Here is a 14,321-nt window from a genome sequence, read left to right on the forward strand (position 1 = left end):
CAGGGGAGAGGGGGTTCGCCCCAGCTTCCTGATGCTGTTGCGGCCATGTCAATGGATTGGCCTAGACCAGATTTCCCTTTGGACTAGACCAGACGAATTCTTTACCTCTCCCCCGGCGCTCGACGCCGTGGGCGACGGCCCGCGCGCGGACGTGGGCGTGGACGCGGGCGCCCGTGGCGGGGCCCGGCCGGAGTCACCCGCGTGGGCCCTCCAGCGCCGACGCCACACGCTGCGCGGTCTTCTCACCCGCGTGCTGCTTGATCAGGCCCTCCTTGGCCACCGCCCGCACCCGTATCCCGGTGCTGTCCTCCTCCACGCGGGTCACGGTGACCGTGACCACGACCGGGTTCATCGCCGCGAAACCCGCCCCCGACATCACGCGCAGCGCCACCCGGTCCGCCCCGGACTGCAGCAGCGACGGATCCGTACCGTCCGTCGACTCGACCAGGCTCCCACGGACGCGTTCGAGGGCGAGGTCGAAGCTCAGCGGCAGCCGCAACTCGATCTCGTGGACGTCGTGCTTGAGGAACCTGGCCGCGAACTTCGCGCCGAGGCGCCCCTGTCCGGCGATCGCGCCGAGGGCCTCCTCCAGAAGCCTGTCCTCCGAGTGATCCAGCATCCGACTCCCCTGCCCCTCACCTGCACGAATGGCCGCTCACCCTAGCGTGCGAGGCCCCTCCCCCGGAACGCGGTCGTCCCCTTGGCCCCGGGGAGGCCCCTGCGCCTGGGCCCGCGCCCGTGCCCGGACGTGTTCCGGGTACCACTTCGTGAAGCGGACCGCCGCGACCAGCAGGGCGATCGGGACGACCCAGTTGAGCCAGTCCGCCCCCGACCTCACCCGCAGGGCGAGCAGCCCCAGCAGAGCCGTGACCAGGAACACCCCGCCCCACATCGCCGTCAGGACACGGTTGGTGCGCCGGAACACCGGCGAGTGCCAGTACTCGGGGGGCACCGACTCGCGGGCGTACTGCTCGGTGAACGGGGTGAAGGCGAGGGACCCGAGTGCCACGGCGGCGATCACCCCGTTGGACAACGTCTGCGCGTAGGTCTCCAGCCAGATCAGTTCCTGACGGTTCAGCGCGAGCCCCAGCACGCACAGGACGGCGAAGAACACCACACCCGCCGCTTCCAGCACCTTGAGGCTCCCGCGCCGCAGTTCGGGAACGTTGAGCACCAGCGCCGTGACGAGCGCGGCCAGGGCGGCGTACTTCCACGTACTGGGACTCGCCACGACGTCGAAGACGATCCAGGGGGCGAACCCTAGGAAGACGCCGCGGGTGTGCGGGGGTTCGCGGCCGGAGGCGTCGGCCCGCGCGAGCGACACGGGCACGGGTCCGGGGCCGGGCACGGGCCCGGCCGGCGTCCGTTCCCCGTCCGTCATGGGCGGCACGGACCTCGGCCGCGAACCGGCCCCCGCGCCACCGGGCGGCGGAGTCCTGCCGGTCCCCGTCCCTCCGGGGCCGTGCGTCGCATCGGGTGGAGCCATCGGACACCTCCGCGGCCTGAGCCGCCGTATCGGGCCGAGGGCACGAGGTGTCCCCCGGCTCGGCGCTGAGGCGAGACCTCTGCCTCTCATGCTGCGACCGCCCCGCTCCCCCCGCATCCGCTGCGCCCGTCCGACCGGGGAGACGCGGGTCACACCCACCCGCCCCGCCTCGGTGTCACATCCCGCCGGGCCGGTCCGTCATGGGGGTGTATCCACCGACGCAACAAGGAGACCACGATGAACGCCGAACCCCGTCTGAACTTCTACAGCAACGCCCTCACGGCCAAGTTCGCGCGACACATCAACTCGGCGGGCAAGGTCGTCTCGGAGTCGACGCTGCCCCACCCGACACAGGAACTGGTCAAGCTCCGTGCCAGCCAGATCAACGGCTGCGGCTTCTGCACGGACATGCACACCAAGGACGCGGCGCACGCCGGTGAGTCCACCCTCCGTCTCAACCTGGTCGCGGTCTGGCGGGAGGCCACGGTCTTCACCGACGCCGAGCGTGCCGCCCTGGAGCTGACCGAGGAGGGCACCCGCGTCGCCGACGCCGCCGGGGGTGTGTCCGACGAGGTCTGGGCGAACGCCGCCAAGCACTTCGACGAGGAGCAGCTCGCCGCGCTGGTGTCGCTCATCGCGCTGATCAACGCGTACAACCGTATGAACGTCATCGTCCGGCAGCCCGCGGGCGACTACCAGCCCGGCCAGTTCGGCTGACCGCGACGCACTGACCCCGCGTCAGTGCCCCGGGGCGCCGGGCCGGCGCCACCGGCCGAATCCGTCGGCCCCCCTCCGCCGACCCCGTCCACCGGCGCCGGCCGGCCACGGCCGACGCCGGCCCACCGCCTCCGATCACGGTCGCAGCGCACCGGGTGGTACCGCGGTACCACCCGATGGCCGTAGTTCACCCCCCGGTACCACGGCTCGTGAGGTCTCTGGAGATTAACGTCGCAGGTGAGGCGCTCCAGAACCGGTGTGGCGCCCGGACGCGAGGGACGAGCGATGATCGAGGCACAGCAGCTGACCAAGCGGTACGGGGAGAAGACGGCGGTCGACCATCTCGACTTCGTCGTCCGGCCCGGCACCGTCACCGGCTTCCTGGGACCGAACGGCGCCGGAAAGTCGACGACCATGCGCCTGATCGTCGGACTGGACGCCCCGAGCGCGGGCTCCGTACGGGTCGGTGGCCGCCGCTACGCCCAGCACGCCGCCCCCTTGCAGGAGGTCGGCGCGCTCCTGGAGGCCAGGTCGATCCACCCCGGACGATCGGCGTACAACCACCTCCACGCGCTCGCGCTCACCCACGGCATCCCGCGCCGACGCGTCGACGAGGTCATCGAACTGGCCGGGCTCGGCAGCGTGGCCAGGAAGCGGGCGGGCGCGTTCTCGCTCGGCATGGGACAGCGCCTCGGCATCGCGGCGGCGCTGCTGGGTGACCCGCAGACGGTCATGCTGGACGAGCCGGTCAACGGGCTCGACCCCGAGGGCGTGCTCTGGATCCGCAACCTCCTGACCGAGCTCGCCGCCGAGGGCCGCACCGTCTTCGTGTCCTCGCACCTCATGACCGAGGTCGCGCTGGTGGCGGACCACCTGATCATCGTGGGACGGGGCCGGCTGCTGGCCGACACCACCGTGCACGACCTGATCCGCGAGGTGGGCGGCGACACCGTGAAGGTGGCCACCGCCGATCCGGCCCGGCTGCGGGAGGTGCTGGCCGGCCCCGGCGTCGACATCACCGGCAGCGCGGGCTCCGAGGAACTGCACGTCACGGGTGTGACGGCACGCCAGATCGGACTGAAGGCGGCCGAGCACGGCATCGCGCTCTTCGAACTGAGCGCGAAGTCCGTGTCACTGGAGGAGGCGTTCATGGACCTGACCAGGGACGCCGTCGAGTACCACGGCTCCACCACCGCGACCGGCGCCGGCGTCGAGACCCCCGGGAGGGCCGCATGACCACCATCACCGCGACCGAGACCTCCGCTCCGCTCCCCGCGCCCGCTGAGCGCCCCGACTACCGGGTGACCGGACGCCGGGTGCTGCGCTCGGAGTGGGCCAAACTGTGGTCCCTGCGCTCGACCTGGATCACGCTCGGCCTCGGCCTGGTCTTCCTGGTGGCCTTCGGTCTGATCGCCGCGGCCCAGTACAAGTCGAGAATCGACTCCGGCCACCACATGGACCCGGACTTCGCCCGCTCCACCGCCGTCAGCCTGTCGCTGTTCGGTACGAACTTCGCGCAGCTGGCACTGGGTGTCCTCGGCGTGCTCGTCACGGCGGGCGAGTACTCCACCGGCATGATCCGCTCCACACTGGCCGCGGTCCCGCGCCGACTGCCGGTGCTCTGGTCCAAGTCGGCCGTGTTCGGCCTGGTCTCCCTCGCCGTGGGCACGGTCGGCGCGTTCGTCGCCTTCCTGTTCGCCAGCGGCATCGTGTCGGGTACGAACGCGGCCATGACGTTCTCGCACCCGGGCGTGGTGCGCAGTCTGCTGGGCGCGGGCCTCTACCTCGGTCTGGTCGGTGTGATCGGCGCCGCCCTCGGCGCGCTGCTGCGCTCGGTCGCGGGTGGTATCTCGGTGCTGGTCGGCGCTCTGATGCTGGTCCCCGGCCTGATCTCGCTCCTGCCGAGTTCCTGGCAGGACGACATCAGCCCGTATCTGCCCAGCAACGCGGGCGAGTCGATGTTCGCCCTCACCCACGACAGCACCACCCTGTCGCCCACCGCCGGGCTCGTCGTCTTCCTCGGCTGGACCGTGCTGTCACTGGCGGGGGCCGCCTGCCGGCTGGTGCGCAGCGACGCCTGACGGCCCGCACACCACGCGTATCGTCCGCTGTCGGTGCGGTGCCCGGCTCATCCGGGTGCCGCGCCCACGTGCCTCGCCCACGATGGACAGGTGACACCCGTGACCGCCGACGACACCGCCGGTATGAGCCCCCTGTTCGCCCGGCTGACCCGCGGCGGACAGTGGCTGCGGCAGGCGGACCGAGCGCGTCCGTGGGTGCTGGACACGGCCGTGGTCGTCCTGGTCTTCCTGATGTTCTGTGTGCCGGACCTGGTGCACGGACACGACGGCCGGCGCGAGCTCGCCGCCAGGTTCACCCGGCCGCCGCTCGCCGGGATGCTGGCACTCCAGGCGGGACTGGTGCTGCCGCTGCTGTGGCGGCGCAGGAATCCGTCCGCGGCCTTCGCCGTCATCACGGGCGTCTTTCTCCTGCAGTGGTCGCTCGGTGTGGTGCTGCGTGCCGACGTCGCCCTGCTCATCGCCCTGTACAGCCTGACGCTGCACGGAACGCCGCGGCATCTGGCGTGGGCCTGCGCCGTCACGGCCGTCGGCCTGATCCTGGTCGCCGTGCGCGCCTCCGTCGTGGTGTCCGTCTGGGACGCGCTGTTCTTCCTGTTCAGTGCCGCGATCGCGGCCGTCGCCGTGGGAATGGCGGTGCGTATCCGACGGGCCCAGCTCGCCGGACTGCGGGAGCGCGCGGCCCGGCTGGAGATCGAGCGCGACCAGCGCAGCAGGCTGGCGGCGGCCACCGAACGCACCCGGGTGGCCCGCGAGATGCACGACATCGTCGGCCACAACCTCGCTGTCATGATCACCCTCGCCGACGCCGGTGTGTACGCCTCCGACGTCGCCCCCGAACGGGGCAAGCAGGCGCTGCGGCTCATCGGCGACACCGGCCGCCAGGCCCTGGGCGAGCTGCGCCGTATGCTCGGCGTGCTGCGCGAGGAGGCCGAGGCTCCCGCGCTCAGTCCTCAGCCGGGCATCGCCGACATCGACGCGCTCTGCGCGCGCATCCGCTCCGCCGGCCCCCTGATCTCCTACCGGACGACCGGTGACACGGACGCACTGAACGGCGGCGTGCAGCTGACGGTCTACCGGATCGTCCAGGAAGCGCTGACCAACAGCCTCAAGCACGCCGGAGCCGACACGCAGGTCCACCTCGCGATCGGTGTGGAGGGCGCGCGGGTGCGCGTCCGCGTCCAGGACACCGGGCCGCCGGGCGGTGCGCGGCCGGCCGGTCCCCCGAACGAGGAAGGGCACGGGCTGGTCGGCATGCGCGAACGGGCGGCCCTGTACGGCGGCACGGTCGACGCGGGGCCGGTGCCCCGCCCCGGCCGCGGATGGACCGTACAGGCCACCCTCGACCTCACCCCGCTCCCCGGCTCCGAAGGCGGTACCCCTTGACCACCGTGCTCATCGTGGACGACCAGCCCCTGCAGCGCTTCGGCTTCCGCATGCTGCTGGAGTCGGTCCCCGACACCGAGGTCGCGGGCGAGGCCGCGCACGGTGCCGAGGCCGTGCGCCAGGCGGCGGAACTGCGGCCCGACGTGGTCCTCATGGACGTCCGGATGCCGGGCATGGACGGCATCGAGGCCACCCGCCGGATCATCGCCACGGGCGGCCGCTCCAGGGTCCTCGTCCTGACGACCTTCGACCTGGACGAGTACGCCCACGCCGCCCTGCGGGCCGGGGCGAGCGGCTTCCTCCTCAAGGACGCCCGTCCGGAGGAGCTCCTGGCGGGCATCCGCGCCGTCGCCGCGGGGGACGCTGTCATCGCCCCCGCCCTGACCCGGCGTCTCCTCGACGCGTACGCCCAGCACCTGCCGCGTCAGGGCGCACCGGACGCGGACGCCGACCCGAGGCTGAGCTCCCTCACCGACCGCGAGCGGGAGATCCTGGTGGCCATCGGCAGGGGCTGGAGCAACGGGGAGATCGCCGCGCGTCTCGTCCTGTCGGAGTCCACCGTCAAGACCCATGTCGGCCGGGTCCTCGCGAAGATCGGCGCGCGCGACCGGGTCCAAGCGGTCATCTTCGCCTACGACCTGGGCCTCGCCCGCCCCAACAGCACCGCCTGACCGGGCCGGCCGGCGGGGCCGCCTTCCGAGCGCGGGCCGTGGTGCACGCGGGGCCTTCACCACGCCGGGCCGCCCGGTGCGTCCGGTGCGCCCGGTGCGCCCGCGCATCGTGACGGGCCGGAGTCCGGGCCACCCGCACGGCATCCCGGGACACGCAAGGACGTCGCCGTGTTCCCGCGTGCCTACGTCCTGGCCGGTGCCGGCCGCCGGAGCAGGTAGAGGACCGCGCCGAGGACCAGGACGGCCATGCACGCGATGAACACCAGCCCGGCGCCCTCCAGGCCGATCCGGTCCGCCAGTACCCCCGTGCCGATCACCGGTACCGAGATGCCCACGTACGCCACCACGAACAGCATGGAGATGACCGCCGCGCGCTGGTGGTCGGGAGACGCCCGGGTCACCGCGGACAGCGCCCCGCGAAACGAGATCCCCTGCCCGGCCCCGCCGACGATCGCGCTCAGCACCACCAGCACCAGCAGGTCCCACCGCAGCGCACCGGCGAGCAGTGCCAGTCCGCCGAGGAGTGCGGCGCAGCCCACCGTCAGTGAGCGTCCCAGCCCGATGGCACCGACGGCCAGCTGTCCCGCGGTCGAGGCGAAGAAGGCCAGTGCGACGACCAGCCCGCTCAGGGCGCGGCTGTGCACGTCCAGGGAGTGTTCGAGGAACGCGGGGCTGACGGCCGTGAACACACCGAACAGCGCGAACCCGACGAACGCGGCGATCGCGGCCGGCCCGAAGACCGGCCGCACCTGCGCGGGCAGGCCGGGCCGTTGCGGCCGTACCGTGCGCAACGACCGCCGCTCCCCCACGGTCTCCGGCAGCCGGAGCAGAACGGCGGCCGAACAGGCCACCAGGACGAGATGTACGGCGAAGGGCAGATACAGCGGCCAGGGCGCGTACTGCGCCAGCAGCCCGGCGAGCAGCGGACCGCAGCCCAGCCCGCCCATGTTGGCGGCCGTCGCCACGAGCGTGGCCCGGGAGCCGCTGCCGTGCGGTGCCAGATCGATCACGTAGGCCGTGGCGGCGCCGGTGAACAGGCCGGCGGACAGTCCGGACAGCAGCCGTCCCGCGTAGAGCCAGCCCAGCCCGGTGGCGCACAGGAAGAGGACGGCGCTGACCGCCGCGAAGCCCAGGCCGCACAGCAGTACCGGTCGCCTGCCCACGGCGTCCGAGGCGTTGCCCGCCAGCAGCAGCATGCCGATGACTCCGAAGGCGTACACGGCGTACACGACCGTGACCATCAGCTCGGAGAAGTCGAACTTCTGCTGGTAGAGGTTGTAGAGGGGGGTCGGCAGCGTGGTGCCGGCCATGCACACCGCGAACACCGCCCCGCCGAGAAGACACTGGCTCCACCCTCGGCGAACACCGTCCATGCCGCCGACAGTAACCCCGCGATCCGCCCCGGACGGGTGCGGCTTGCCCGGCGTGCCGGACGTGTCCCGGGGGCCGCGCGCAGGAGGGGAGTCGCGGGCCGGTCGAGCAGTGGCTCCTGATTCGCCGACCGCCGTACTCGGCCGCAGTGCTCGTGTGGCGACGACGGGGGGATCACCCATGGGGCAGGCAGGTTCCGGGCAGGAATCCGGGCAGTTGCGCGGGCCGTACGAGACGCTTCGAGAGGGGGCGCGCGCATCGGCCTCGTGGCAGGGCGTCCTTCGTCGCCCACCGGTTGTGCCGCGATGAGAGGCCTCGGGCGGGCGGGATTCCGCACCTCAAACTTTGGACTTGCGAGTCCAATTTTTCCCTCGCACAGTGGACCTCGCGCCCTGGTCGTCCAGGGCCCCGTCCGGCCGTGGGCAGTGTGCGGTTCGGCCGAACGGGTGCACGCCGCAAAACCAAGTAAGCAAGTAAGCCGAGCAACGGAGTGGATCATGTCGATGCGTCTTGAGGGCAGGACCGCCCTGGTGACCGGGGCGACCAGCAACATCGGGCGGGCGATCGCGGAGGCCTTCGCCGTCGAGGGGGCGTACGTCGCCGTCTCCGGCCGCAGCGCCGAGCGGGGCCAGGAGGTCGTCGACGGGATCCGCGCACGCGGCGGCCGGGCCGACTTCGTACGGGCCGACCTGGACGGCAGCGCCGCCGCCTCGCAGGCACTGGCCGAGGAGGCGACGCGGGTCCTCGGCGGCCGCATGGACATCCTGGTCAACAACGCCGGCATCTACCCGGCCGACATCACGACGGCCACCGACGAGAAGACCTTCGACCAGGTCTACGCCGTGAACGTGAAGGCCCCGTTCTTCCTGACCGCGGCCGTCGCCCCCGCGATGGTGGAGGCCGGCGGCGGGGTGATCATCAACCTGGGCTCCTGGATCGCACGCCTGGGCATTCCGGTCGGCGCCCTCTACAGCTCCACCAAGGGAGCCGTGGAGACGCTGACCCGGGCCTGGGCGGCGGAGTTCGGGCCGCAGGGCGTACGCGTGAACGCGATCTCCCCGGGTGTGGTGCTGACGCCCGCACCGGGCGAGGAGCACCCCGCCGAGATCATGATGAAGGGCACCCCCGCGGGCCGGATGGGCACCCCCGACGCCATCGCGAACGCCGCCGTGTACCTGGCCGGCGACGAGTCCTCGTTCGTGCACGGCATCGTGCTCGACGTCGACGGCGGCCGCACCACCGCCGCCGTCATCGCCGGCTGACACACCCCGGGTCCGGCAGGCGTCCACCAGGATCGGGCGGCAGCACGGCGACCCGCACACTCCCGCTACCGCGGGCGCCGCCCCGCCCAGCCCGGCGGGGCACGGGAATCGGCACCCTGTGCACCGCATCCGAAGGCGCCCGCACCCCGGAAGTACGGCACCAGAAGCGACAACGCGCGCGTGAGGATCACGCCGAAGGGTGCCGGGGGATATGCCGAATCCGCAGCCGGGGCGTCACAGCCCCGAGGCCGTGTACGTCAGCCACGTCGGCAACTGCCGTGTCTGCAAACGGGAGTCGGGCCGCTGCCCGCGCGCCGAGCGGCTCTGGCGCGTGTACCAGGAGTGGCGGGCCACCACACGCGACCGGACCGACTGAACGGCACGCCGACGGCCGCGGGTGCCGGCGCGGGTCGGCGACGGCGGCGCCCGCGGGACGGCGTCCGGGCGGGTGCCGACAGCGGGGGCAGGGCCGCACATGTCGGGAGCCTCCGGGCGAGGGTCGGGCCGTCACCCGCCCGGAGGCTGTACCAAGGGGGCGGCGCCCGCTACAGCCCCACGTCGCGGCTGCGGATGTCGTCCAGGGACTCGCGGCGGACGAGGAGGCGGGCGTGGCCGCCGCGCACGGCGATCACCGGTGGGCGGCCGACCATGTTGTAGCCGGACGCCATGGAGAGGTGGTAGGCACCCGCGACCGGGACGGCCAGCAGATCGCCCGGGCGTACGTCGGCGGGGAGTTCGACGTCGGTGGCGAGCACGTCACCGGCCTCGCAGTGGCGGCCCACGACGGTCACCGCGGCCTGGCTCGCGGCGCTGTGACGGCCTATCAGACGCGGTGCGTAGCGCACGCCGTACAGCGCGGGCCGCGGGTTGTCGCTCATGCCGCCGTCGACGGCGACGAAGATGTGGTCACCGGTCCGTTTGACGGCGAGGACGTGATAGAGGGCGATCCCCGCCGGTCCCACGACGGCGCGGCCCGGCTCGATCAGCAGACGGGGCACGGTGAGCCCGGCGGCGGCGCACGCCTCGGTGAGTTCGCCGCGGACCCGGCGCGCCAGGGCCGTGAGGTCCAGCGCCTGTTCACCCGGCCGGTAGGCGACACCGTGGCCGCCGCCGAGGTCGAGTTCGCGCAGGACGACGCCGTGCTGCTCACGCAGGCGGGCCATCAGCCCCACCATGCGCCGCACGGCGACGAGATACGGCTTGACGCTGGTGATCTGCGACCCCAAGTGGCAGTGCAGGCCGGTGAGTTCGAGCTGCGGCTGGTCGAGGATGCGGGTGATGGCGTGCTGGGCGTAGCCGTCGGCCATGGACAGGCCGAACTTCTGGTCGTCGGTGCCGGTCCGGATCTTCTCGTGGCCGCCCGCGCTGATGGCCGGCACCACCCGCACCATGACCTTCTGGTGCCCGCCGGGCCCGACGGCGGCGGCCAGCCGGGCGATCTCGGAGGGGCTGTCGATGACGATGCGCCCGACCCCCAGCCGCAGCGCGGATTCCAGGTCGTGCGGGGACTTCGCGTTGCCGTGCAGCACGATCCGCTCGGGCGGGAACCCCGTGGTGACCGCGAGCTCCAGTTCACCGGCTGAGCAGACGTCGAGGCCGAGGCCCTCCTCCTCCACCCAGTGCGCCATGCCCCTGCACAGGAAGGCCTTGGCCGCGTAGAGGACGTCGGCGTCGGGGAAGGCGTGCCGGTAGGTACGGCAGCGCTCGCGCACCTCGCCCTCGTCGAGTACGTAGGCGGGGGTGCCGAAGCGGTCGGCGATCTCGGCGAGCGGGACGCCGCCCACGGCCAGGTCTCCCTGGCGGGGCTCGGTGGCCGAGGCGGGCCACACCGACAGGTCGCCGCCGGTGGTGCTGACAGCGGATTCGTGAACAGTGGTCATCGTGCGTTCCCTCTCAACCGATCCACAGCGCCAGCGCCGAGACGAGTGCGGCGGCGCCGGTCACCCGCAGCATGCCGACGGCCTGCGGATCCCAAGTGCTCGTGCGGGTACGGGGTGCGGACGGCTCCTGCGCGGCGGGGGCGACGGCCCTGAACGGCTCGGGGGTGGCCGGCGCGGTCTCGGCCGGGGTCGGCGCCGGCGCCGAGAAGGAGGGATCCACCGTGACCGTGGTGACGCCCAGTGGCTCGGCCAGCGCGCGCAGGGCGGGCTCGGCGAGCCTGATCCACGCCTGCTCGGGGCCGAGCGTCGTGGTCAGTCTGCGCTCCGAGGTGAAGCCGACGGCCGTACGCTCGCCGAGCGGCGTACGGAAGAGCCGGGCGGCGCACCCTGCCGACCCCGGCCGGACCGGAACGAACAGCACTCCGGCCGGGAATCGTTCGCAGGGCTCGGGGTCTTCACCGCACGTGAGTTGTTGCATGGGATGCCTCCTGGAGGATCCGGGACGGTTCGGTGAGCGACCCGGCGCCTCGGACGTGAGCGGGCGGGCCGGGGCTCACCGCAGAAGCTATTCCCGTGCCCTCCGGTTCTCCGACACCTCATGACGCGACGCTGACGGTGATCGTGCCGACGCTGACGGGATACTGACGCGCGGCTCGGCCGGCCCGGGGGACGCCCGTCAGGAGCGCGCCAAAATGGGGCGTACGGGGTGTCGGAGCGCCCCCGGCCAGGAGTGCAATGGGGAGCGGTCCCTCGCGGACCGCCCGCGGGAGGGACCCGTGGGCGCGTGCGAAGAACGGTCGAGTCATGTCTGATTCCGGCGCCCCCGCAGCCGCTCGTGTCGTGGTGGGAGTCAGCGGCTCCCTCGGCAGCCTCACCGCCCTGTGCCGGGCCGCCGACGAGGCCCGGCGGCGGGGTGCCGAGCTGTGGCCCGTGCTGGCCTGGGAGCCACCCGGTGGTGAACTCGCCGCCCGTCGTACGCCGGCCTCGTACGTGCTGGTCGACGAGTGGCAGCGGCTGGCGCGCCGCAACCTGCTCACGGCGCTCGACGGAGCCTTCGGGGAGGCCGGCCCCGGGGTGCCGATGCGCGCCCTCGTCGCGCGCGGCACCGCGGGCCGGGCGCTGGTGGAGAGCGCCGACCGCGAGAACGATCTCCTGGTCGTCGGCGCCGGCCGGCGAAGCAGCTGGCACCGGCTCTGTTCGTGCTCGGTGAGCCGCTACTGCCTCGCCCACGCCGTCTGCCCGGTCCTCGCGGTGCCGCCGTCCCCGCTGGAGGCCGAACTGACCTCCGCGCACCGGCGCAACCTGTGGCGCCTGCGTCTGGACACCCGGCGCCTGGCGGAGGCGGCCGAGGAGACCGTACCGCCCGACGCCTGACGGCCGCGGACTCACGGGTCGGCCCGCCGTGGACCGCCCGCTCTCCGGCTGAACTGGCTGATCGGGTGAGCGCGTACGGTCCGGTCACTCGACAGCCGTACGCGCGGGACGCTCGGCCGGGAGTCCCCGGCCGAGCACCGGTGTGCACCGGGCGCGCCTCACCTTCGGGCAGCGTCCCGGACCGCTCAGCCGTGGGAGACGGTCAGCCCGTAGAAGGCGACGCGCGCGCCCTTCGTGGTGCTGTCGGAGGAGGACTGGTTGTACGAGCCGGCCTTGAAGTACTGCTTGTACGGGTCGAAGGACGACGGAATGGAGTAGTGCGTGGTGGTGCCGTTGACCGTCAGGTCGATCGTGTGACCGCCGGAGACGCCGATCGTGTAGCTCCATGTCTTGCCGATCGACACATGGCCGACCGTGTGCGTCGTCTGGCCGCCGGACGGCGAGTTCTCCGTGCCGAGGACGATGTCCCCGTTCGAGTGGTAGTACAGCTCCAGCAGCGGCTTGGTGGAGCTGCCGCCGGTGCCGAGGTGGATCTGCCCGACGCAGACGTTCTGCGTCACCGACACCACCCGCAGGGTCGCGCTCATCCGGTGGGTACCGCTCAGCGACCAGTTCGCCGCACTGCCGCTGCGGTTCATCTCGCGCAGCTCGGAGCGGGCGTAGTTGGAGTTCGGCGTGGTGACGCCCTTCTCCGGCGCCCAGAACGTCATGGCACCGTCACGGGTGTCGGTGTAGAAGTACGAGTCCTGGAACCCGTTGGCCCCCTGGAGCCGGGACGACGGGATCGTGGTGGGTGAGCCGGGCGAACCCACCGGCTCCTGGAGCTGCCAGACGGACAGGTCGAAATTGCCGCCGGGTGCCACGGACGGGTCCGCGAGGACTCCGGCGGTGGCGTTGCCGGTGCCGAGCAGGGCGAGTGTGCCGGCCATGCCCGCGGCGGCGGCTATCGCGAGAAGCTTGGAACGGATCATGTGGGGGGTCCTTCGACGATCGAAGCGATGAAGGGGTGAAGCGGCGAAGCGGTCGAACTAGGTCTAGTCCAATAGGGCGTCACACTTGAGTAACACGACCCGGCTCGGCCGTCAACGGGCCCCGGTCCACGCGGAGTTCGCCCTCCGCGCGCCGGCCGGGCACCCCCGGATCCCGTCGACGGAGTGCCGAGGGCGCCCGAGGATGTCCGGAGCGACGCACCGTGGCCCGTCCTCCCCGGGGAGGACGGGCCACGGTCGGTTCGTGCGGAGGCCGGACGGCGAACCGCTTGCACGCGGTGTCGACCCCGTCTCCGGCGACGCCTTCGATCTCCTGGGTCGGTCACAATCGGCCTGAAGCCGGAGAACCCGGCCCGATTGCAGCGGGCCGGGTTCTCCATGCGGTGCGGATGGCGCGGTGACGCCTTCACTACCATTCGCGGTGGTGGTCCTCGACGACGCGGAAGCTGCCCACGACGCCGTTCTTGACCTTCACGCCACCGCGGACGTGAAGGAAGGGCATGACACCGTTGCTGGTGCTCCACGGGCCGACCGTGGCGACGGGCGAACCGTTGTCACAGGTGGCGCCGCGGAAGACCTCGACGGTCTTGTGGCTGTCGTTGCGGACGTTGAAGCTGCGCGAACCGAGGCCGCTCACCACGGTGATGCAGCCCCAGCTCTGGGCGGAGTACGTACGCTCGTTGAAGTCGATGCGGCCCTCGTAGTGGCCCCGGCCACCACGGTCACCGCCACCTCCCTCGTTACCCTTGGACTGGCCGCTGTCGCCACCCATGGGAGCAACCTGCTGAACGGCGGGCGCGGACTCAGGGGCCGCGGAGGCCGAGGCGTAGGTGACGCCCGTGGCGACGAGGGCCGTAGCAGCCGCGACAGCGGCAGTCACGGCAATGTTGCGCGTGGTCATGTCACTTTCCCAATCTCTGAGACGTCGGCCAAGCAGCCGATCTGCGAGAGAACGTACCGATAATCCCTTTATCCGGAATATCGGACACGCAGAAGTCCCGTGGCAGACACCCGTTTGGGCGCACACACCCCGGCCGCCCCCTCGGGTCGCGCACCTGACACTCAGCCAAAACGCTTTGGCTCACGGGTAGTTCACGCCTCGCGGCA

Annotated in this window: 15 protein-coding genes; 8 read left to right on the plus strand and 7 right to left on the minus strand. The window is 72.2% G+C overall.

The annotated features are described in order from the left end of the window. Positions 1 to 193: 193 nt before the first annotated feature. Together OG199_RS06945 and OG199_RS06950 are read right to left on the minus strand one after the other, a co-directional pair. Complete coding sequence (locus tag OG199_RS06945) at positions 194 to 619, minus strand: hypothetical protein (RefSeq protein WP_405828598.1); 426 nt, start codon at positions 617 to 619, stop codon at positions 194 to 196. A gap of 36 nt (positions 620 to 655) precedes the next feature. Further along, positions 656 to 1,381, minus strand: a complete 726-nt coding sequence (locus OG199_RS06950; protein WP_405828600.1) for a hypothetical protein — start codon at positions 1,379 to 1,381, stop codon at positions 656 to 658. A 342-nt stretch (positions 1,382 to 1,723) separates the two neighbouring features. Here OG199_RS06950 and OG199_RS06955 point away from each other — a divergent pair, with 342 nt between their 5' ends. The 5 genes from OG199_RS06955 (at position 1,724) to OG199_RS06975 (ending at position 6,338) form a co-directional block, all read left to right on the plus strand. After that, positions 1,724 to 2,203: a carboxymuconolactone decarboxylase family protein gene (locus OG199_RS06955; protein ID WP_356802379.1), complete on the plus strand. Its 480-nt coding sequence runs from the start codon at positions 1,724 to 1,726 to the stop codon at positions 2,201 to 2,203. Positions 2,204 to 2,488: 285 nt separating this feature from the next. Continuing rightward, positions 2,489 to 3,439 (plus strand): ATP-binding cassette domain-containing protein, encoded by a 951-nt coding sequence (locus OG199_RS06960; RefSeq protein WP_401807948.1) that lies wholly within the window; start codon positions 2,489 to 2,491, stop codon positions 3,437 to 3,439. Continuing rightward, entirely contained in the window at positions 3,436 to 4,284 is an 849-nt protein-coding gene (locus OG199_RS06965; RefSeq protein ID WP_405828602.1) for an ABC transporter permease, read from the plus strand. The genes OG199_RS06960 and OG199_RS06965 overlap by 4 nt, the downstream gene beginning before the upstream one ends. 90 nt (positions 4,285 to 4,374) lie before the next feature. Next, a complete protein-coding gene (locus OG199_RS06970; protein ID WP_405828604.1) occupies positions 4,375 to 5,667 on the plus strand; it encodes a sensor histidine kinase in 1,293 nt (430 codons plus the stop codon). Continuing rightward, positions 5,664 to 6,338, plus strand: a complete 675-nt coding sequence (locus tag OG199_RS06975) for a response regulator (protein WP_401807955.1) — start codon at positions 5,664 to 5,666, stop codon at positions 6,336 to 6,338. Before OG199_RS06970 ends, OG199_RS06975 begins: the two co-directional genes overlap by 4 nt. A gap of 182 nt (positions 6,339 to 6,520) precedes the next feature. On the opposite strand, the gene OG199_RS06980 is transcribed toward OG199_RS06975, so the two are convergent. Further along, entirely contained in the window at positions 6,521 to 7,711 is a 1,191-nt protein-coding gene (locus OG199_RS06980; protein WP_405828605.1) for an MFS transporter, read from the minus strand. Positions 7,712 to 8,206: 495 nt separating this feature from the next. Here OG199_RS06980 and OG199_RS06985 point away from each other — a divergent pair, with 495 nt between their 5' ends. Beyond that, positions 8,207 to 8,971, plus strand: coding sequence for an SDR family NAD(P)-dependent oxidoreductase (locus tag OG199_RS06985; RefSeq protein WP_401807960.1), 765 nt, complete (start codon positions 8,207 to 8,209; stop codon positions 8,969 to 8,971). A gap of 211 nt (positions 8,972 to 9,182) precedes the next feature. Beyond that, positions 9,183 to 9,347: a hypothetical protein gene (locus tag OG199_RS06990; RefSeq protein ID WP_356809130.1), complete on the plus strand. Its 165-nt coding sequence runs from the start codon at positions 9,183 to 9,185 to the stop codon at positions 9,345 to 9,347. 169 nt (positions 9,348 to 9,516) lie between these two features. On the opposite strand, the gene lysA is transcribed toward OG199_RS06990, so the two are convergent. Both lysA and OG199_RS07000 read right to left on the minus strand, forming a co-directional pair. Continuing rightward, positions 9,517 to 10,851 carry a diaminopimelate decarboxylase gene (gene lysA / locus OG199_RS06995; RefSeq protein ID WP_356809129.1) on the minus strand — a complete coding sequence of 445 codons (1,335 nt, stop codon included), beginning with the start codon at positions 10,849 to 10,851 and terminating at the stop codon, positions 9,517 to 9,519. A gap of 13 nt (positions 10,852 to 10,864) precedes the next feature. After that, positions 10,865 to 11,329, minus strand: coding sequence for an SAV_915 family protein (locus OG199_RS07000; protein WP_401807963.1), 465 nt, complete (start codon positions 11,327 to 11,329; stop codon positions 10,865 to 10,867). Between the two features lie 326 nt (positions 11,330 to 11,655). On the opposite strand from OG199_RS07000, the gene OG199_RS07005 reads away from it, so the two are divergent. Continuing rightward, positions 11,656 to 12,225: a universal stress protein gene (locus OG199_RS07005; RefSeq protein WP_405828608.1), complete on the plus strand. Its 570-nt coding sequence runs from the start codon at positions 11,656 to 11,658 to the stop codon at positions 12,223 to 12,225. Positions 12,226 to 12,410: 185 nt separating this feature from the next. Here OG199_RS07005 and OG199_RS07010 read toward each other — a convergent pair whose 3' ends face one another. Together OG199_RS07010 and OG199_RS07015 are read right to left on the minus strand one after the other, a co-directional pair. Beyond that, positions 12,411 to 13,196: a polysaccharide lyase family 7 protein gene (locus OG199_RS07010; protein WP_356809126.1), complete on the minus strand. Its 786-nt coding sequence runs from the start codon at positions 13,194 to 13,196 to the stop codon at positions 12,411 to 12,413. A 427-nt stretch (positions 13,197 to 13,623) separates the two neighbouring features. Continuing rightward, positions 13,624 to 14,115: a hypothetical protein gene (locus OG199_RS07015; RefSeq protein ID WP_405828610.1), complete on the minus strand. Its 492-nt coding sequence runs from the start codon at positions 14,113 to 14,115 to the stop codon at positions 13,624 to 13,626. Positions 14,116 to 14,321: the final 206 nt, after the last annotated feature.

Origin of the sequence: Streptomyces sp. NBC_01176, assembly GCF_045039825.1 — a bacterium.
GTDB lineage: Bacteria > Actinomycetota > Actinomycetes > Streptomycetales > Streptomycetaceae > Streptomyces.